General features: G+C 72.5%; 13 protein-coding genes and 1 rRNA gene. 4 read left to right on the top strand and 10 right to left on the bottom strand.

Annotation, left to right across the window (positions count from 1 at the left end; all coding sequences use genetic code 11):
• Window positions 1-7 precede the first annotated feature (7 nt).
• The 3 genes from ACLQ2X_RS15470 to ACLQ2X_RS15460 all read right to left on the bottom strand — a co-directional run bounded on the left by ACLQ2X_RS15470 (window position 8) and on the right by ACLQ2X_RS15460 (window position 4,034).
• A complete protein-coding gene (locus tag ACLQ2X_RS15470) occupies window positions 8-1,474 on the bottom strand; it encodes a hypothetical protein (protein ID WP_425681717.1) in 1,467 nt (488 codons plus the stop codon).
• Between the two features lie 14 nt (window positions 1,475-1,488).
• A complete protein-coding gene (locus ACLQ2X_RS15465; protein WP_425681716.1) occupies window positions 1,489-1,926 on the bottom strand; it encodes a hypothetical protein in 438 nt (145 codons plus the stop codon).
• Window positions 1,927-2,048: 122 nt separating this feature from the next.
• Entirely contained in the window at window positions 2,049-4,034 is a 1,986-nt protein-coding gene (locus ACLQ2X_RS15460) for a TIGR03960 family B12-binding radical SAM protein (protein ID WP_425681715.1), read from the bottom strand.
• 190 nt (window positions 4,035-4,224) lie between these two features.
• On the opposite strand from ACLQ2X_RS15460, the gene ACLQ2X_RS15455 reads away from it, so the two are divergent.
• Entirely contained in the window at window positions 4,225-5,868 is a 1,644-nt protein-coding gene (locus tag ACLQ2X_RS15455; protein ID WP_425681714.1) for a hypothetical protein, read from the top strand.
• 16 nt (window positions 5,869-5,884) lie between these two features.
• Here the strand turns inward: ACLQ2X_RS15455 and ACLQ2X_RS15450 are convergent, their stop codons facing one another.
• Complete coding sequence (locus tag ACLQ2X_RS15450; protein WP_425681713.1) at window positions 5,885-6,577, bottom strand: lysophospholipid acyltransferase family protein; 693 nt, start codon at window positions 6,575-6,577, stop codon at window positions 5,885-5,887.
• A gap of 159 nt (window positions 6,578-6,736) precedes the next feature.
• Window positions 6,737-9,883 (bottom strand): isoleucine--tRNA ligase, encoded by a 3,147-nt coding sequence (gene ileS, locus ACLQ2X_RS15445; RefSeq protein ID WP_425681952.1) that lies wholly within the window; start codon window positions 9,881-9,883, stop codon window positions 6,737-6,739.
• 423 nt (window positions 9,884-10,306) lie between these two features.
• On the opposite strand from ileS, the gene ACLQ2X_RS15440 reads away from it, so the two are divergent.
• Entirely contained in the window at window positions 10,307-10,741 is a 435-nt protein-coding gene (locus ACLQ2X_RS15440; protein ID WP_425681712.1) for a carboxymuconolactone decarboxylase family protein, read from the top strand.
• Between the two features lie 138 nt (window positions 10,742-10,879).
• Here the strand turns inward: ACLQ2X_RS15440 and ndk are convergent, their stop codons facing one another.
• Window positions 10,880-11,305 carry a nucleoside-diphosphate kinase gene (gene ndk, locus ACLQ2X_RS15435; RefSeq protein WP_425681711.1) on the bottom strand — a complete coding sequence of 142 codons (426 nt, stop codon included), beginning with the start codon at window positions 11,303-11,305 and terminating at the stop codon, window positions 10,880-10,882.
• Between the two features lie 144 nt (window positions 11,306-11,449).
• Between ndk and ACLQ2X_RS15430 the strand changes: the two genes are divergently transcribed.
• Entirely contained in the window at window positions 11,450-12,832 is a 1,383-nt protein-coding gene (locus ACLQ2X_RS15430) for a VOC family protein (protein ID WP_425681710.1), read from the top strand.
• A 42-nt stretch (window positions 12,833-12,874) separates the two neighbouring features.
• On the opposite strand, the gene ACLQ2X_RS15425 is transcribed toward ACLQ2X_RS15430, so the two are convergent.
• Genes ACLQ2X_RS15425 through ACLQ2X_RS15415 form a run of 3 tightly spaced genes read right to left on the bottom strand, consistent with a single transcriptional unit; the run spans window position 12,875 to window position 17,234 of the window.
• Complete coding sequence (locus ACLQ2X_RS15425; protein WP_425681709.1) at window positions 12,875-13,288, bottom strand: DUF4233 domain-containing protein; 414 nt, start codon at window positions 13,286-13,288, stop codon at window positions 12,875-12,877.
• Window positions 13,285-14,619: a bifunctional folylpolyglutamate synthase/dihydrofolate synthase gene (locus ACLQ2X_RS15420; protein WP_425681708.1), complete on the bottom strand. Its 1,335-nt coding sequence runs from the start codon at window positions 14,617-14,619 to the stop codon at window positions 13,285-13,287. Before ACLQ2X_RS15420 ends, ACLQ2X_RS15425 begins: the two co-directional genes overlap by 4 nt.
• Window positions 14,616-17,234, bottom strand: a complete 2,619-nt coding sequence (locus ACLQ2X_RS15415) for a valine--tRNA ligase (RefSeq protein WP_425681707.1) — start codon at window positions 17,232-17,234, stop codon at window positions 14,616-14,618. The genes ACLQ2X_RS15420 and ACLQ2X_RS15415 overlap by 4 nt, the downstream gene beginning before the upstream one ends.
• 69 nt (window positions 17,235-17,303) lie before the next feature.
• On the opposite strand from ACLQ2X_RS15415, the gene ACLQ2X_RS15410 reads away from it, so the two are divergent.
• Window positions 17,304-17,981 (top strand): hypothetical protein, encoded by a 678-nt coding sequence (locus ACLQ2X_RS15410; RefSeq protein ID WP_425681706.1) that lies wholly within the window; start codon window positions 17,304-17,306, stop codon window positions 17,979-17,981.
• A gap of 76 nt (window positions 17,982-18,057) precedes the next feature.
• On the opposite strand, the gene rrf is transcribed toward ACLQ2X_RS15410, so the two are convergent.
• Window positions 18,058-18,130, bottom strand: a 5S ribosomal RNA gene (gene rrf / locus ACLQ2X_RS15405); the annotation flags it as partial.

Here is an 18,130-nt window from a genome sequence, read left to right as displayed (position 1 = left end):
TCCGTCCTTATCGCAGGATGCCCGGGGACCCACCGTCACCGGCACCCCACGGATCGTCATCCTCAGTCAACCACGACGAGTGTCCCGCCGCGCCGCCGCCGTGACCGGCGCCGCCCGCACCACCCATCATTCCGCCGCCCATCATGCCCGCGCCGGCCGTCCCGCCACGCATCCCGCCCGCGCCCGCGGCGCCCGGGCCCGCGGCGGCTGCGGCCTTCAGCGCGCTGGCCGCACTGGTCAGCGGCGGGACCTTGCCGTTACCGCCGCCGACCATGCCGGGCAGGCCGCCCATCGCCATTCCGCCGGCCGCGCCGATCCCTCCGGCCGAACCCAGACCAGCACCGCCGCCGAAGCCACCACCACCGGCGCTCAGCCCGCCGCCGAGGGTGGCCGGCGCGCCCACCGAGGCCGTGCCGGGCGAGCCCGCGGTGATCGTGCCGGGCGAACCCACGCCGGCCAGGCCGCTGCCGTACTCGGGAGCACCGGAACCGGGGCGGCCGCCGAGCTCGGGAATCGTGCCGGTGTTCGGTGGGGTGTAGGAGCCACCGCCGGGGCCGCCGCCGGGCACGCCGGTGCTCGGCGGCGTGAACGAACCGCCACCGGGCATGCCACCACCGACGCCGGTGCTGCCCAGGGACGGCATCCCGCCGCCCGGCGCACCGCCACCGCCACCCGGCACGCCACCGCCCGGCAGCCCACCGCCGGGCAGCCCCGAGGGGGGAACCCTGGTGTCCGCGCGGTAGCCGTCGTCCAGCCCGCCGTGCGGCGTCGGCACGACCAGCTTGGGGCGCTCGGCCTGCACCGCCTCCGGCAACGGTGACATGGCCTTGAGGGCCGCCTGCTGGTTGTCGCTGTACCAGTTGTCGAGGTGCGACTTGGTGTCCCACCAGCCGCCGCGCTTCTGGTCGTTGGCCTGGCCGTCGATCTTCATGGTGGCTTCGAGGTCGTCGGCCTTGTCGCGGAACGCCCCGTCGGCGTACAACCCCTGGTTGGCCTGGTAGTCGCTGCGCAGGGCGGTGAGGAAGCCGGACTCGCTCTCGCCGTCGCGGGCGTCGTCCAGCTGGGTGCCGCCGGGCAGGCTCCACTCGTTCCAGCCGAAGTTGTCCATCAGCGGAACCGGGATGCTGGCGACCGCCTTACGGATGTCGCACTCGATGCGCGACAGCGCGCCACTGACGCCACTGGCGTGGGTGATCAGCTCCTCGATGTCCTTGCCGATCTCACCCAGGTGCTCACGGTAGGCGTCGCCGCCGCCACCCTTCCAGCCGCCGAGCATGCCCGTGAGGCCGCCGGCCAGCGGGCGCTCCTGCCCGGACGCGACCGGGCCGACGAACGCGCGGCCGGCCAGGGAGTCGCGCAGGTGGGCGAGGGCGGTGGTCAGGTTGCTCCACCGCGAGCCGACCTCACCGACGGTGTACGGATCCGCCGACAGCGTCACCTCGCGGACGCAGCGTTCCCAGGTGGCTCCAGCCATGGCCGTTTCCTCTCTCAGGCCGAGTACGGGTAGGTGGGCATCTCCGGACCGCCCGGCGGCACAGCAGCGGACTCCAACAGCCGTTCGATGTCCTTGCCGTTGGCGGCGTTGCGTTCCTCGGCGTCGCGGAACGCCTTGGCGATGTCCTCGGTGCCCTTCTTCAGGCCGGCCAGCTTGGCGGAGAGGCTCTTCAGGTGGAACTCCATGTTGGCCGTGGAGCGCTCCAACGCCTGCCACTGCAACTGGGCTTCCCCGTACGCGCCGAAGGGGGTGCCCCCGGCCACGATCTGCGGGCTGTTGTTGTCGCCCTTCATCTTGAGCTTGATCTGCTCCATCTCCCAGGAGATGGTGTCCTCGACGTACTGCTTGAGGCGCTCGATGTACTCGGCGGCCGCGTCCAGGTCCTCGACGCTGACCTGCAGATCGCCGGTGTCCGGCGGATTGATGCCCATGCTGCTCGTCCTCCCCGCTACCGACCCTGCGGGCCGGTCCAATACGGACGCAGCGTATCGAGGATGCGCCAGCGAAGGCACCCCGCCCCGGGACCGGCCACCAGGTGGGCCGGTGTGCGGCCTCAGCCCTGGGCGGCGGCGGGCAGCGTCAGCCCGTTGACCGGCGTGAGCGGCAGCAGCTTCCGGCCGGTCGGTCCGATCTGGATCTCGGTGTCCATGGACGGGCAGACGCCGCAGTCGAAGCAGGGCGTCCACCGGCAGTCGTCCTGCTCGTACTGGGACAGCGAGTCCTGCCAGTCCTGCCACAGCCAGTCCTTGTCCAGGCCGGAGTCGAGGTGGTCCCAGGGCAGGACCTCCAGCTCCTCGCGCTGGCGGGTGGTGTACCAGTCGAGGTCGACCCCGTAGGCCGGCAGCACCTCGGCCGCGGCCTCCACCCAGCGCTGGTAGGAGAAGTGCTCGCTCCAGCCGTCGAACCGGCCGCCGTTCTCCCACACCTTGCGGATCACCGCGCCGACCCGGCGGTCACCGCGGGACAGCAGGCCCTCGATCAGCGACGGCTCGCCGTCGTGGTAGCGGAAGCCGATCGCCCGACCCAGCGAGCGGTCACTGTTGATGGCCTGCTTGAGCAGCTTGAGCCGGCCGTCGATGACCTCCGGGCGCTCCATCGACGCCCACTGGAACGGGGTGTGCGGCTTGGGCACGAAACCGCCGATGGACACCGTGCAGCGGATGTCCTTCGACCCGGTCGCCGCGCGGCCGGCCCGGATGACCTCGTGCGCCATGTCGGCGATCTCCAGGACGTCCGCGTCGGTCTCGGTGGGCAGGCCGCACATGAAGTAGAGCTTCACCTGCCGCCAGCCGTTGGTGTAGGCGGTGACCACGGTGCGGATGAGGTCGTCCTTCGACACCATCTTGTTGATCACCTTGCGGATCCGCTCCGACCCGCCCTCCGGGGCGAAGGTCAGGCCGGTCCGCCGCCCGTTGCGGGACAGCTCCTGCGCGAGGTCGATGTTGAACGCGTCCACCCGGGTCGACGGCAGCGACAGCGACACGTTGGTGCCGGCGTACTGCTCGGCCAGGCCGGAGCACATGTCGCCGATCTCGGAGTGGTCGGCCGACGACAGCGACAGCAGGCCCACCTCGTGGAAGCCGGAGAACTCCAGCCCCTGCTGCACCATCTGGCCGACCGTGGTGATCGAGCGCTCCCGCACCGGACGGGTGATCATGCCGGCCTGGCAGAACCGGCAGCCCCGGGTGCAGCCGCGGAAGATCTCCACCGCGTACCGCTCGTGCACCGTCTCGGCCAGCGGGACCAGAGGCTTCTTCGGGTACGGCCAGGCGTCCAGGTCCATCGTCGTGCGCTTGTGCACCCGGAACGGCACGTCCGCGCGGTTCGGCACGACCCGCTGGATCCGGCCGTCGGGCAGGTAGTCGACGTCGTAGAAGCGCGGCACGTAGACGCTCTCCGTGCGGGCCAGCCGCAGCAGCAGCTCGTCGCGGCCGCCGGGCGAGCCCTCGGCCTTCCACTCCCGCACGATGGCGGTGATCTCCAGCACCGCCTCCTCGCCGTCGCCGAGCACCGCGGCGTCGACGAAGTCGGCGATCGGCTCCGGGTTGAACGCGGCGTGCCCGCCGGCCAGGATCACCGGGTCGGCGTCGGTGCGGTCGGCGGCGAGCAGCGGGATGCCGGCCAGGTCGATCGCGGTGAGCAGGTTCGTGTAGCCCAGCTCGGTGGAGAACGAGACGCCGAACACGTCGAAGTCGCGCACCGGACGGTGGGCGTCGACGGTGAACTGCGGCACCCCGTGGGCGCGCATGAGCGCCTCCAGGTCCGGCCAGACCGCGTACGTGCGCTCGGCCAGGGTGTCGGGCAGCTCGTTGAGCACCTCGTAGAGGATCTGTACGCCCTGGTTGGGCAGGCCCACCTCGTACGCGTCCGGGTACATCAGCGCCCACCGGACGGTCGCCGCGTCCCAGTCCTTGACCACCGCGCCGAGTTCCCCACCCACGTACTGGATGGGCTTGGTCACCTGCGGCAGCAACGGCTCCAACCGCGGCCAGACCGAGTTGGCGGCGGCGGGGCGCGGGGTCGTGGACGGGGCACTCATGATGGCCAAGCGTACGCGCTGCCGGCCCCGGCCTCCCGCGCACCGGCACCCCGGCCGTGCCGGCGCCGGTGACCGGGGAGTCCGCGAGCGCCGGGAGCCGCTCGCCGACGCGAGTTCCGTGCTCACGGCGAGCGGGTCGGGCGACGTGTGATTCGTGCGGAGTGGCGGTGCGGTACTAACCTCGCAATCGGTGCGAGAGGAGAGAGCCGCGATGCCGCAGCCGCAGCCGGGGGCGGGCGAGCCGGCCGACGGGGGCGAGAAGCCACCCGCTGGGCCGCCGACCGCCGTCGACTCCGCAGGTGCCACCGGCGCCTCCGCCTCGGCGTCCGCGCCCGACGCCGGGGCACCCGACGTCACCGTGCCCGACGCGGGCTCGCCCGCGCCGGCCGACGCCCCCGGGGGCGACACCCGGGAGCGCGAGGCCGCGCCGGACGACACGGCCGAGCCCGCGGGCCCAGGCGCCGCGCCCGGCACCACGTCGCCGAACCCCGACGCGTCGACAGGCGCCGCCGAGACCGGCGATGCCGAGACCGGTGACGCTGGAGCCGGCGATGCCGAGAACAGTGACGCTGGAGCCGATGACGCCGAGACCGGCGACACCGATGCCACCCCACCCGTACCGCTCGGGCGGGCCCGCGGATCGGCACCGGTCCCGGGCCGCACCACCCCGGTACCGACTCCCGGGTCCGGGAAGCGGCCGGACCCGACCCGGGTCGACGAGGCGCTCCCGGCGGCGAGCACCCCGGACCGCACGCGGGTGGACACGCAGGTGCCCCGCTGGAGCGGTTCGGCCGCCGTCCCGCCGCCGCCGGCGCGCCGGCCCGGCTGGGGTCAGTCGGCCGAGCCGACCCCGCCGCCGATCGCGTCGCCCGAGCACGCCACCCCGGTCGACCCGTGGGCGGGGGTGGACACCACCGGGTGGGACCTGCCGTCGGCCGAGCTGCCGCCGATGCCGTCCCCCACCACCCCCTGGCCGACCTCGGCACATCCGGCCCCGCAGCCGCCCCCGCCGGCCGCCCCACAGGCGTACATCCCGCACCCCGGCCCGCCGGCCGCCCGGCCCCCCGCGCCGGCCGGGCACGCTCCGAAGGCCGCACCCCACATGCCCGCCCGTCAGGCGCCCGCGCCCCACGTGCCCGCGCCGCCGTACCCCGCTCCCCCGCCCCCGCCGGCGCAACCGGCCAGGCCGCCGAAGCAGGCCCGGCCGCCGAAGCAGCGCCGCGGCGGCAACACCGCCCCCGGCGGGCAGGCACCCCCCGGGTACGCCCCGAGGAAGCCGGCGCGTCGTCGACGCCGCTGGCCCTGGATGCTGCTGCTCTCGGTGGCGTGCTGCTGCGGCGTCCCGCTCTGGTGGGTCCAGCCGCTGTCCAGCCAGTACCCGGCCGGCGCCGACCTGCCGGACGATCTCGGCTCGATGCGGTTGCTGCAGGACGAGCGCAGCCGGGTCGCCGCGGAGAAGCTGAAGAACGAGGTACGCCAGACGAACCTGCTCGCCGAGGACACCTTCGCCGGCATCTACGCCACCGGCGACGGCAAGCAGGTGATCCTGTTCGGCAGCACCGGTTTCCGGCTCACGCCGGAGTCCGACGCGGAGTCCGAGATGGACCGCCTCACCGGTGACTACGCGCTCAAGCCCTCGACCGTGGTGGACACCGGCGTGCGGGGCCGGCACGAGCGGTGCGCGGTGGGCCGGGCGGACGGCGACACGGTGGTGGTCTGCACCTCGGTCGACCACGGCAGCCTCACCACGGGCGTGTTCACCCGGTTGTCCGTGGACGACAGCGGACGGATGCTCAACGACCTGCGCCAGCGGATCGTGTTCCCCAAGTCCTGAAGGGGCGCCGGACGGCTCAGGCCGTGGGCTCCTCGGGCGTCTGGTCGGCGCGCTTCGGGGCGTAGCGGGGAACGTACTCCTGGCCGGTGAGCTTCTGGATCTCGGCCATCATCTCGTCGGTCATGGCGCGCAGGGACGTCCGGTCGTCGGGGCGGCCGGTGAAGTCCAGCGGCCTGCCGAACGTCATGGTGATCTTGGCGCGGCCCGGTCGCGGGATCCGCGTCCCGATCGGCTGGGCCTTGTCGGTGCCGGTCACCCCGACCGGGATGATCGGGACACCTGCGGCGATCGCGAGCCGGACGGTGCCGGTACGCCCCCGGTAGAGCCGTCCGTCTGGCGAGCGGGTGCCCTCCGGGTAGACGGCGACCAGGTCACCGGCCTTGAGCACCGGGATCGCCGCGTCGAACGCGGTGAGCGCGGCCCGGCCGCCGGCCCGCTCGACCGGGATCGCGCCCAGCCCGGTGAGCACGAACTTGGAGAGGCCCCCCTTGAGCCCGGTGCCGGTGAAATACTCCGACTTGGCCCAGAACGCCAGGTGCCGGGGCACCACGGTGCCGAGCAGCAGCTCGTCGGCGACCGAGAGGTGGTTGCCCGCGAAGATCGCGCCACCGGTCGCCGGGATGTGCTCCAACCCCTCCACGTGCGGCCGGAAGGCCAACCGGAGCGTGGGCGCCACGGTGAGCTTGCCGATGGTGTAGAGCAGGGGCACGGGTCCTCCGGCGGTCGTACGTGAGACAGGCGCTGTCACGGTAGCCGACGCCACCGTCAACCACCGAGCGGGTAGGCCGCAGTCCACTCGTGGGGCGGGGTGTCACGCGAGGGCCCCGGTCGACACCGTAGGCGTCGACCGGGCCCCCGCGCCACATGCTCACACCCGGCGGACGGTCACCGTCACCCGCTCGCCGTCGCCGACCTCACCGGCGAAGCCGTCGAGGCCCTCGGCGAAGTCGACGCTGTCGGCCAGCACCTCCCGGGTCACGAAGTCGGTGTACGCGGCGACCGCCGCGCGCACCTCCTCGGAGGCCGAGACGGCCACCGTGATCCGGTCCGACACGTCCAGGTCGGCGTCGCGGCGGGCCTGCTGCACCACCCGCACCACGTCCCGGGCCAATCCCTCGGCGGCCAACTCCGGCGTGACCTCGGTGTCCAGCACCACCACGCCGTCGGCGCCGGGCAGCGGCGCGGAGTGCTCCGCGTCCGCGGCGACCAGCCGCAGCTCGTACTCGCCCTCGGCGAGGGTGACCCCGGCGGCGACCGGTGCGCCGTCACGCAGCTCCCACTGGCCGGCCTTGACCGCCTTGATGACCTGCTGGACCGCCTTGCCCACCCGGGGGCCGAGCGCCCGCGGCACCACGGTCAACACCTGCTGGCAGTACGCGGACACCTCGTCGGTGAGCACGACCTCCTTCACGTTCACCTCGTCGGCGACCAGGTCGGTGAAGGGGCGCAACTGGTCGGCCACCGGCGACGCCACGGTCAGCTTGGCCAGCGGCAGCCGCACCCGTAGACCCTTGGCCTTGCGCAGCGACAGCGCCGCCGAGGCGACCGCCCGGACGTTGTCCATCGCGGAGACCAGCTCGTGGTCGGCCGGGAACTCCTGCGCCGACGGCCAGTCGGTCAGGTGCACCGACCGCTCGCCGGTCAGCCCGCGCCAGATCTCCTCGGCGGTCAGCGGCGCCAGCGGCGCCACCACCCGGCACAGCGTCTCCAGCACGGTCCACAGCGTGTCGAACGCCTCCGCGTCGCCGGCCCAGAACCGGTCCCGGGAGCGGCGCACGTACCAGTTGGTCAGCGCGTCGAGGTAGGACCGGACGGTGCCGCACGCGCCGGAGATGTCGTACGCGTCCATCTGCGCGCCGACGGTCGCCACCAGCTCGTTCGTCTTCGCCAGCACGTACCGGTCGAGCACGTTCGCCGAGTCGGTGCGACGACGCGCGGTGTGGTCGTCGGCGTTGGCGTAGAGCGTGAAGAAGTACCAGACGTTCCACAGCGGCAGCAGCACCTGGCGCACCGCGTCCCGGATGCCCGACTCGGTCACCGCCATGTCGCCGCCGCGCAGCACCGGCGAGGACATCAGCATCCACCGCATCGCGTCCGACCCGTGCGAGTCGAACACGTGGTAGACGTCCGGGTAGTTGCGCAGGCTCTTGGACATCTTGCGCCCGTCCGAGCCGAGCAGGATGCCGTGGCTGAGGCAGTTGCGGAACGCCGGCCGGTCGAACAGCGCGGTGGCCAGCACGTGCATGGTGTAGAACCAGCCGCGGGTCTGCCCGATGTACTCCACGATGAAGTCGCCCGGGTAGTGGTGCTCGAACCACTCCCGGTTCTCGAACGGGTAGTGCACCTGGGCGAACGGCATCGAGCCGGACTCGAACCAGCAGTCCAGCACCTCCGGCACCCGGCGCATCATCGACGTGCCAGTCGGGTCGTCCGGGTTGGGGCGGACCAGGTCGTCCACCGCCGGCCGGTGCAGGTCGGTCAGCCGTACGCCGAAGTCACGCTCGATCTCGGCAAGCGACCCGTACACGTCGATCCGCGGGTAGTTCGGGTCGTCGGAGCGCCAGACCGGGATCGGCGAGCCCCAGAACCGGTTCCGGCTGATCGACCAGTCCCGGGCGTTGGCCAGCCACTTGCCGAACGAGCCGTCCTTGATGTGCCCAGGCGTCCAGTTGATCTCCTGGTTCAGCTCGACCATGCGGTCCCGGAACCTGGTCACGGCCACGAACCACGACGACACCGCCTTGTAGACCAGCGGGGTGTCGCAGCGCCAGCAGTGCGGGTAGGAGTGGGTGTACGTGTCCTGCCGCAGCACCACCCCCCGCTCCTTCAGGTCCCGGATCACCGGCTTGTTCACGTCGAAGACCTGCTCGCCCTGGTACGGCGGCACAAGCGCGGTGAAGCGGGTGTGGTCGTCGACGGTGACGATGGTGGGGATGCCGGCGGCGTTGCAGACGTTCTGGTCGTCCTCGCCGAAGGCCGGCGCCAGGTGCACGATCCCGGTGCCGTCCTCGGTGGTGACGAAGTCCGCCCCGAGCACCTGGAACGCGTTCTGTCCGGCCGGCTCGACCAGGAAGTCGAACAACGGCGTGTAGCGGCGGCCGACCAGGTCCGCGCCGCGCACGGTGCCGACCTGCTCGTACCCCTCCAGTTCCTTGGCGTACGCGGCGAGCCGGGCGGCGCCGACCACGTGGCGCCGGCCGTCGCGCTCCAGCACCGCGTACTCGATGTCGGGGCCGACGGCGAGCGCCAGGTTCGACGGCAGCGTCCACGGCGTGGTAGTCCAGACGCCCAGCCGGACCGGCCCGCGCAGCAGCTCTGGCGCGTCGTCGTCGGCGGTCAACTCGAACCACACGGTCAGCGACGGGTCGTGCCGGTCCCGGTAGACGTCGTCCATCCGGGTCTCGGTGTTCGACAGCGGCGTCTCGCACCGCCAGCAGTACGCCAGCACCCGGAAGCCCTCGTAGACCAGACCCTTGTCGTGCAGGGTCTTGAAGGCCCACATGACGCTTTCCATGTAGTCCAGGTCGAGGGTCTTGTAGTCGTTGGCGAAGTCCACCCAGCGGGCCTGCCGGGTGACGTAGCGTTCCCAGTCCTGGGTGAACTCCAGCACGCTGCTGCGGCAGGCCTCGTTGAACCGGGCCACGCCCAGGTCGAGGATCTCCGCCTTGGTGGTGATGCCGAGCTGCTTCTCCGCCACCACCTCGGCGGGCAGGCCGTGGCAGTCCCAGCCGAACCGGCGTTCGACGTGCCGGCCACGCATGGTCTGGTAGCGCGGCACCACGTCCTTGACGTAGCCGGTGAACAGGTGGCCGTAGTGCGGCAGGCCGTTGGCGAACGGCGGGCCGTCGTAGAAGACGTACTCGTTGTCCCCGTCCCGGCCGGTGGCGCGGGCCTCGACGGACGCCTCGAAGGTCTTGTCGGCCGTCCAGTGCTCCAGCACCCGGCGCTCGACCGCGGGCAGGTCCGGGCTCGCCGGGACCCCGGCGCCGGTCGGGTCGTGCAACGGATAGGCCATCGCCTGTCGCTCCCTCAGCAGCTCACTCATCTGTGGTCTGCGAGGACGAGCCTCCGTCCGGTACGTCGTGACCGACGCCCCGGGCCGGGCCCGCGGTACCACCCCGCTTGGCGGCCGAGGTGCGACCGCCCGCTCGTTGGCCGGCTGTGACGGGCCGGTCCCGTCCGGTTCTACTGGGCCGGTCACCCGGCTGTTCTTCCGGAGGCTCACCGGTGATGGCCGGATCGTCGCCTGTGTGCCCAAGCGTACTCGACCCCACACCCTCGCCGCCTCCGACTATCCGCACCTCGCACCCGGTCGGCGGTGCGGGTGAGGGCCGGCATGCTGTCCGGCCACGTATGACGACCGTCACACCCCCGTCGCGTCACCCATGCCCGCCGTGGCCCGTCCTGTCCGTGTACCCGAGTTCCCAAGGAGGCGGCGATGAGCCGGATGGACATGGCGGCGGTGGCTCCGGAGGCGGTGCAGGCCGTGCTGGGCCTGGAGAAGTACGTCCGGGCGAACGTGGACCACACCGTGCTGGAACTGGTCAAGCTGCGCGCGTCGATGCGCAACGGCTGCGCGTTCTGCGTGGACCTGCACAGCCGCGACGCGCTGGCGGCCGGGGAGGACAGCCGGCGGCTGTTCGCGGTCGCGGCGTGGCACGAGACGCCGTTCTTCGACGAGCGGGAGCGGGCCGCCCTGGCCCTCACCGACGCGGTGACCCGGCTCGGCGAGCACGGCGTGCCGGACGACGTCTGGGGCGCCGCCGCGAAGGTCTGGTCGGAGAAGGAGCTGGCGGACCTGCTGATGGCGATCGCCACCATCAACGTGTGGAACCGGATCGCGGTGACCTGCCAGACGCAGCCGCCGACCTGATGACGCGGGCCCCCGGGTGCCGGCCGTTCCTCTACAGCCGCCGGTGACACGCCGACGGGGGAGGAAACACGTGCGTGCTCGACTGATCCCTGCTGCCCTGGTGGCGGTCGCCCTGCTCGCCGGCTGCGCCGGAGATGCTCAGGCCAGCTCGGGGAACCAGAGCGCGATCTCGCGCTTGGCGCTGTCGGCCGAGTCGGAGGCGTGCACCAGGTTCTCCCGGTTCGACAGCGACAGGTCGCCGCGGATGGTGCCGGCGGCGGCCTTGCGGCCGTCGGTGCTGCCGATCATCGCGCGGACCACCTCGACCACCTGGTCGCCGGAGAGCACCAGGGCCACCAGCGGGCCACTGGTCATGAACGTCTTCAGCGGCGGATAGAACGGCTTGTCGACGTGCTCGGCGTAGTGCTTGTCGGCGAAGTCGCCGTCCATGCTCCGGCTCACCATCGCGTCGATCCGCAGGCCCTTGCGCTCGAACCGGGACAGGATCTCGCCGACCAGACCACGGCTGACCGCGTCGGGCTTGATCAGTACGAGCGTCCGCTCGTCCGGGTTGCTGCTGGACACGCTGGTTTCCTCCTGTGCGCAGGACGGGGCCGGGCTGGGTACGGTCAGCGTAGCGACCCGGCCCCGGCGCCGACGCGGCGGCTACGCCTTCCCTGGCCCGCCGCGGCGGCCTAGCCTGGCCATGGAACCCCTGGGAGGTCCACTGTGGCGAATGGCGGGAACCGCACGATCGCGCCGGTGCGCAAGTTGGTCGGCGTGGTGCTGGGCACCCTGGCCACCTTCGTGGCCGTGTTCGGGCTGGGCATGACGAGCTGGGCCATCGTGGCCCTGGGCGTCGCGCTGCTGGTGCTGGCGATCGCCCTGGCCACGGTGCGCGGTGGCGGGCGCACCTGGGTGATCGGCCTGGGACACGTGCACAGCGCCTCCGAACCGCCCACCCAGTACGCGTTCGGTCGCTGCGAGCTGCAACTGGTGATCGACGCGCCAGGCCTGCCGCCGAGGTCCAAGAAGATCATCGAGCCTCGGGTGCCGGTCTCCAAGTGGCCCTCGCTGGGCCAGGCGCTGCCCGTCCGGGTGGCCCTCGACGACCAGCGCCACGTGCGGGTGCTCTGGGACGAGGTGCCCACGCACGCCGAGAGCGCCGCCTCGGTCGCCGACCTGCCGCCCGAGTACGCCGATCCGGAACCGCTCGACGAGCCCCTCATCGCGCACGAGGCGCCGCCCTGGGCGGGCCGCGCCCCGGAGGAGGACTTCCGCGACGACTACCCGCCCACCCCCGGGCAGTTCCGGGACGACCTCCTCCTCGACGACGTCCTGGACGACGTCACGCCGGCCGAGGAACGCGAACCGGTGGTGGTGCACCAGCGACCCGGCGGTCCGCTGGTGCTGGAGGGGCAACTGGTCGAGCCGGCTGCCGCCGGCGGCCTCCCCCGCCGCGCCAGCGCTCCCCGCCCGCCGGCCGGGGAGCGGCTCGACGACACGGTGCGGGTGGACCCGATCGACGTCCCCCTGGACGGGCCCTGGCCGTCCGAGGTGGCCCCGGGACCGGACCTGGCACCGGGACCGGACCTGCCACGGCAGTCGCCTGCGGGCCGGGAACCCGACGCGGCCCGGTCGGGCGCGGCGCGGGAGTCGGCGGCGACGCCGACGGCGCAGGAACTGGACGAGGCCATCTTCGGCCCGGCCGGCGACGGGGAGACCGACGGGACGACCAGCCCGATCAGCGGCGTCGGCCTCACCCTGCTGGTCGCCGACCTGGACCGGTCCCTCGACTTCTACCGCGAACTCGGCTTCGCCGACCTCGACCGGGGTGAGAGCAACGCGGTGCTCGGCTCGGGGCCGACCCGGCTGGTGCTGCGCCGGGTGACCGGGGCCGCGCCGATCAGCCGCCGGCTGGTGCACGTCAACCTGGAGGTCGACGACATCCAGGCCGCGTACGAGCGGCTGCGCGACTCCGGTGTCCGGTTCACGTACGCCCCCCGGGTGGTCAACCGGGGCACCAAGCTTGAGGTGTGGGCGGCGGCGTTCCGCGACCCCGACGGCCACGGCGTGGCCCTGACCCAGTGGCGCACCCTCGCCGACGCCTGAGCGTCCAGGCCGGTCCCGCCCACCACCGCGTGCGTGCGGCGTTCAGCCGAGGATGACCCGCCGCACGTGCAGCGCGTACGCCCACACCAGCCCGAACATCACGCCGAGCCCGAACAGCGACCAGTGCAGCAGGCCGGAGAGCAGCAGCAGACCCTGGAGCACGGTGCCGGCGTTCCACGCCCACGGCCGGCCCATCATCCCGGCCAGCACCACGCACGCCACCGCCAGCGCGACGATCGCCCCGATCGCGGCCCCGCCCAGGTCGCCGCCGACGACCCGGATCGGCTGGATCGCCAGCAGCAGCACCAGCGCCTCCAGCGCCAGGGTGCCGGCGCCGAGCCCGCGTACCGCCTTGGCCGGGTTGCGCAGCCCGGACCGGCGCACACCGTCCGGCCCCGGCTCCCCCGGCCCACCGGGCCGGTCCGCGCCGGCGGGGGGCCGCTGCGGGCCGGTCATCGCTTGAGCAGCCGGCGGGCGTCGGCCACGGTCACCACCGATCCGGTGATCAGCACGCCCACCCCGGACAGTTCACCCGGCACGTCCGACTCGGCCTCGGCCACCGCGGCCTCGATGGCGTCCGGCATGTCCCGGGTGGCCTGCACCCGGTCCGGTCCGAACACCTCCCGCGCCAGCGCGGCCAACTCGTCGACGGGCAGCGCCCGGGGCGAGCTGTTCTCCGCCACCACGATCGAGTCCACCACCGGTTCGAGCAGTTCGAGCAGGCTCGCCGCGTCCTTGTCGCCGAGCACCGCCAGCACACCGACGAGCTTGCTGAACGCGAACTCCTCCTGCACCGCGGCGACCGTGGCGGCCATCCCGTGCGGGTTGTGCGCGCCGTCGAGCAGCACCGTCGGCGCGGTACGCACCCGCTCCAGCCGACCCGGCGAACTGGTCGCGGCGAAGCCCTCGCGGACCGCCTCGATGTCCAACTGCCGCCGGGCGCCTGCGCCGAGGAACGCCTCCACCGCGGCCAGCGCCACGGCTGCGTTCTGCGCCTGGTGTGCGCCGTGCAGCGGGATGAAGATCTCCTCGTACACCCCGCCCAGCCCTTGGATGGTGAGCACCTGGCCGCCGACCGCGATGGCCCGGCGCAGCACGCCGAACTCGGCGCCCTCCCGGGCGACGGTGGCGTTGACCTCGGCGCAGCGTGCCAGGATCGGGCGGGCCGCCTCGTCCTCCTGCGCCGCCGCGACCACGGTGGCGCCGGGGTGGATGATGCCGGCCTTGTGCAGCGCGATGTCCTCGATCGTGTCGCCCAGCCACTCGGTGTGGTCCAGGCCGATCGGGGTGATCACGGCGACGCCGGCCTGGAGCACGTTCGTCGCGTCCTCCGCCCCGCCGAGCCCCACCTCCACCACCGCGACGTCGACAGGCGCGTCGGCGAACGTGGCGAACGCCAGCGCGGTGGTCATGTCGAAGTACGTGAGCGGCTCGGCGAACCGCTGGTCGACCAGCTCCGCCAGCGGCGCGATGTCCTGGTACATCGCCACGAACCGCTCCTCGCTCACCGACTCGCCGTCCAGGCTGATCCGTTCCCGGACGGTGTCCAGGTGCGGGCTGGTGTAGCGGCCGGTGTGCAACCCGAACGCCCGCAGCAGCGAGTCGATCATCCGGGCGGTCGAGGTCTTGCCGTTGGTGCCGGTCAGGTGGATCGACGGGTACGCCCGTTGCGGGCTGCCCAGCAGGTCGAGCAGGGTTTCGATCTTCTCCAGCTCGAAGTGCATGCGGGTGAAGCCGCGCGCGTTGAGCGCGGCGTCCACCTCGGCGAACGCGGTACGGTCACTCATGAGGGCAGCGCCTCCAGTGCGGCGTCGATCCGGATCAGGTCCGCTTCGGCCACCGCCAGCCGCTCGCGGATCTTCGCCACCACCGGCTCGGGCGCCTTGCCCACGAACGCCGGATTGTCCAGCTTGGCCCGCGCCTGGGTGGCCTCCTTCTCGGCCGCCGCCCGGTCCTTGGTGAGCCGGGCACGCTCGGCGGCCACGTCGATGGAGCCGCGGGTGTCCAGGGCGACGCTCACCGCGCCGGGCATCGCCAGCGTGGCGCTGGCCTGGAAGTCGTCCCCGGCCGCGTCGAGCCGGGCCAGCGCGCGGACCAGCGGCTCGTGCGCCGCGATGCCCGCGCCGGCCAGGCCGTCGAGCCGGGCCACCACCCGCTGCGTGGGCCGCAGCCCCTGGTCGGAGCGGAACCGCCGGACCTCGGTCACCACCCGCTGGAGGGCGCCGACCTCGCCTTCCGCGGCGTCGTCGACCAGAGTACGGTCGGCGGCCGGCCACCCGGCCGTCAGGACCGTCTCCCCGCCGGTCAGCGCGCTCCACAGCTCGTCGGTGACGAACGGGATGACCGGGTGCAGCAGCCGCAGGAGCTGGTCCAGCACGTGGCCGAGCACCCGGCGGGTGGCGTCCGCGCCCGCACCGCCCTCGGCAAGCACAGGCTTGCTCAACTCCACGTACCAGTCGCACACGTCGTCCCAGGCGAAGTGGTAGAGCAGGTCGCAGACCTTCGCGAACTCGTACGCCTCGAACTGCTCGTCCACCTCGGCGGTGACGTGCGCCAGCCGGGACAGGATCCACCTGTCGACGGTGGACAGGCTCCCCGCCTCCGGCAGCGGGCCGGTCGTGTGCGCGCCGTTGAGCAGCGCGAACCGGGTCGCGTTCCAGAGCTTGTTGCAGAAGTTGCGCGAGCCCTGGCACCACTCCTCGCTGACCGGCACGTCCTGACCGGGGTTGGCGCCACGGGCCAGCGTGAACCGGGTGGCGTCGGCACCGAACCGGTCGATCCAGTCCAACGGGTCCACCACGTTGCCGAACGACTTCGACATCTTCTTGCCGTGCTCGTCACGCACCATGCCGTGCAACGCCACCACGTCGAACGGTGGCACGCCGTCCATCGCGTACAGGCCGAACATCATCATCCGGGCGACCCAGAAGAACAGGATGTCGTAGCCGGTGACCAGCACGCTCGTCGGATAGAACTTCGCCAGGTCGGCGGTCCGCTCGGGCCAGCCGAGCGTGGAGAACGGCCACAGGCCGCTGGAGAACCAGGTGTCGAGGACGTCGTCGTCCTGCCGCCAGCCCTCGCCGGTCGGCGGCTCCTCGTCCGGGCCGACGCAGACGATCTCGCCCGCCGGGCCGTACCACACCGGGATGCGGTGGCCCCACCAGAGCTGGCGGGAGATGCACCAGTCGTGCATGTTGTCGACCCAGGCGAAGTACCGCTTGGCCAGCTCGGCCGGCTCGATCGTCACCCGCCCGTCGCGCACCGCGTCACCGGCCGCCTTGGCCAGCGGCCCGGTGTTGACGAACCACTGCAACGACAGCCGCGGCTCGACAGTCGTCTTGCACCGCGAGCAGTGCCCCACGGCGTGCACGTACGGCCGCTTCTCGGCCACGATCCGGCCCTGCTCGCGCAGCGCCGCGACGATCGCCGGGCGGGCCTCGTACCGGTCCAGGCCCTGGAACGGACCCGGCGCGGTGATGACGCCCCGCTCATCCATGATCGTCAGCGAGGGCAGGTCGTGCCGCTGGCCGATCTCGAAGTCGTTCGGGTCGTGCGCCGGCGTCACCTTGACCATGCCGGTGCCGAAACTCGGGTCGACATGCTCGTCGGCGACGATCGGGATCCGCCTGTCGGTCAGCGGGAGCGCCACCTCCGTGCCGATCAGATGCTGGTAGCGCTCGTCGTCCGGGTGGACCGCCACCGCCGTGTCACCGAGCATCGTCTCGGCCCGGGTGGTGGCCACCACGACCTCGTCGCCGTAGCGGATCGAGACCAGTTCACCCTCGTCGTCGGTGTGCTCCACCTCGATGTCGGACAGCGCGGTGAGGCAGCGCGGGCACCAGTTGATGATCCGGTTGGCCCGGTAGATGAGGCCGTCGTCGAAGAGCTTCTTGAACATGGTCTGCACGGCCTTGGACAGGCCCTCGTCCATGGTGAAGCGTTCCCGGTCCCAGTCGACCGCGTCGCCGAGGCGACGCATCTGGCCGAGGATCGCGCCGCCGGACTCGGCCTTCCACCGCCAGACCCGCTCGACGAACTTCTCCCGCCCGAGGTCGTGCCGGGACAGCCCTTCACCGGCGAGCTGCCGCTCGACCAGGTTCTGGGTGGCGATGCCGGCGTGGTCCATGCCCGGCAGCCACAGCGTCTCGTACCCCTGCATCTTCTTGCGCCGGGTGAGCGCGTCCATGAGCGTGTGCTCGAACGCGTGGCCCATGTGCAGCGACCCGGTCACGTTCGGCGGCGGGATGACGATGGTGAACGGCGGCTTGTCGCTGCCCGCCGAGGCCCGGAAGTGTCCGCCGGCTACCCACTGCTCGTACCGTCGCTGCTCCACCTCGCCGGGCTGGTACTGGCCGGCGAGGGTCGGGGCGTCGGGGCGTCGGGCATCCAGTCTCTCGGTCACCCTGAAAGTCTACGGAGCGCTTTCGGGGAGCTGACGTGCGCCACCTGTGATTCGCGTACGGTGGCGGACATGTCCGACGCGCACCTCACCGAGCGCCCGGTCGACGGGGGTCCCGATCCGGTCGAGCTGACCGACGAACCGATCGAGCTGAGCCGCCGCGATCCCGCGCAGGAGCCCGACCGACCCGCCGTCCCGCGACACCGCAGGGTCATCCTTTCCGCCCTGCTCGCGGTCGGCGTGGCCGGTGCCGGCGCGCTCGGGCTGGGTGGCTGGCGGGTGTGGCAGCAGAAGGACGCCACCCTCGACAAGCCTGCCGAGGTTGCCGGGCTGGACCGCGACGACCGGGAGAATGCCCGCAGCACCGCGGAATACCTGCGCGACGGGCTGTCCGCCGACATCGAACTGGACAGCAGCTTCGGCGCCGTCTACTCCGACCGGCAGGGCGCGAAGCAGTCGGTGCTGCTGTTCGGCGGCACCACGCTGCTCTGGCGGCCCGAACGCGACCTGGACACGCTGTTCGACCTGATGGCCGACGAGACCGGCCAGGTGTCCGGGCTACGTGAGGTGGACGCCGGCCGGCTCGGCGGTGTGATGAAGTGCGGCACCACCACCGGCGAGGGCGGTGACTTCGCGGTCTGTGGCTGGGCCGACCACGGCAGTGTCGTGCTGGGCATGTTCCCGGGACGATCGCCCGACAGCGCGGCGGTGCTGTTCCGCAAGATCCGTGAGGGCATCCAGCGCCGCTGACGGCGCGGGTGCCCGTGCCGGGGCCGGAAAATGGTTCAGGGCCGCCCCTGTTGGGGCGGCCCTTGACCGAAAGTTTGTCCGGCGGTGTCCTACTCTCCCACACCCTCCCGGGTGCAGTACCATCGGCGCTGGAGGGCTTAGCTTCCGGG

The organism is Micromonospora sp. DT31, assembly GCF_049841795.1.
In the GTDB taxonomy this organism is placed as follows: Bacteria; Actinomycetota; Actinomycetes; order Mycobacteriales; family Micromonosporaceae; genus Micromonospora.
This window is presented reverse-complemented; position numbering and strand designations above follow the sequence as displayed.

Bases quoted from the DNA above. Each gene is read 5' to 3' on its own strand.
- ACLQ2X_RS15470 (WP_425681717.1), bottom strand. From the start codon at position 1,474: ATGGCTGGAGCCACCTGGGAACGCTGCGTCCGCGAGGTGACGCTGTCG.
- ACLQ2X_RS15465 (WP_425681716.1), bottom strand. From the start codon at position 1,926: ATGGGCATCAATCCGCCGGACACCGGCGATCTGCAGGTCAGCGTCGAG.
- ACLQ2X_RS15460 (WP_425681715.1), bottom strand. From the start codon at position 4,034: ATGAGTGCCCCGTCCACGACCCCGCGCCCCGCCGCCGCCAACTCGGTC.
- ileS (WP_425681952.1), bottom strand. From the start codon at position 9,883: ATGGCCTATCCGTTGCACGACCCGACCGGCGCCGGGGTCCCGGCGAGC.
- ACLQ2X_RS15440 (WP_425681712.1), top strand. From the start codon at position 10,307: ATGAGCCGGATGGACATGGCGGCGGTGGCTCCGGAGGCGGTGCAGGCC.
- ACLQ2X_RS15425 (WP_425681709.1), bottom strand. From the start codon at position 13,288: ATGACCGGCCCGCAGCGGCCCCCCGCCGGCGCGGACCGGCCCGGTGGG.
- ACLQ2X_RS15420 (WP_425681708.1), bottom strand. From the start codon at position 14,619: ATGAGTGACCGTACCGCGTTCGCCGAGGTGGACGCCGCGCTCAACGCG.
- ACLQ2X_RS15410 (WP_425681706.1), top strand. From the start codon at position 17,304: ATGTCCGACGCGCACCTCACCGAGCGCCCGGTCGACGGGGGTCCCGAT.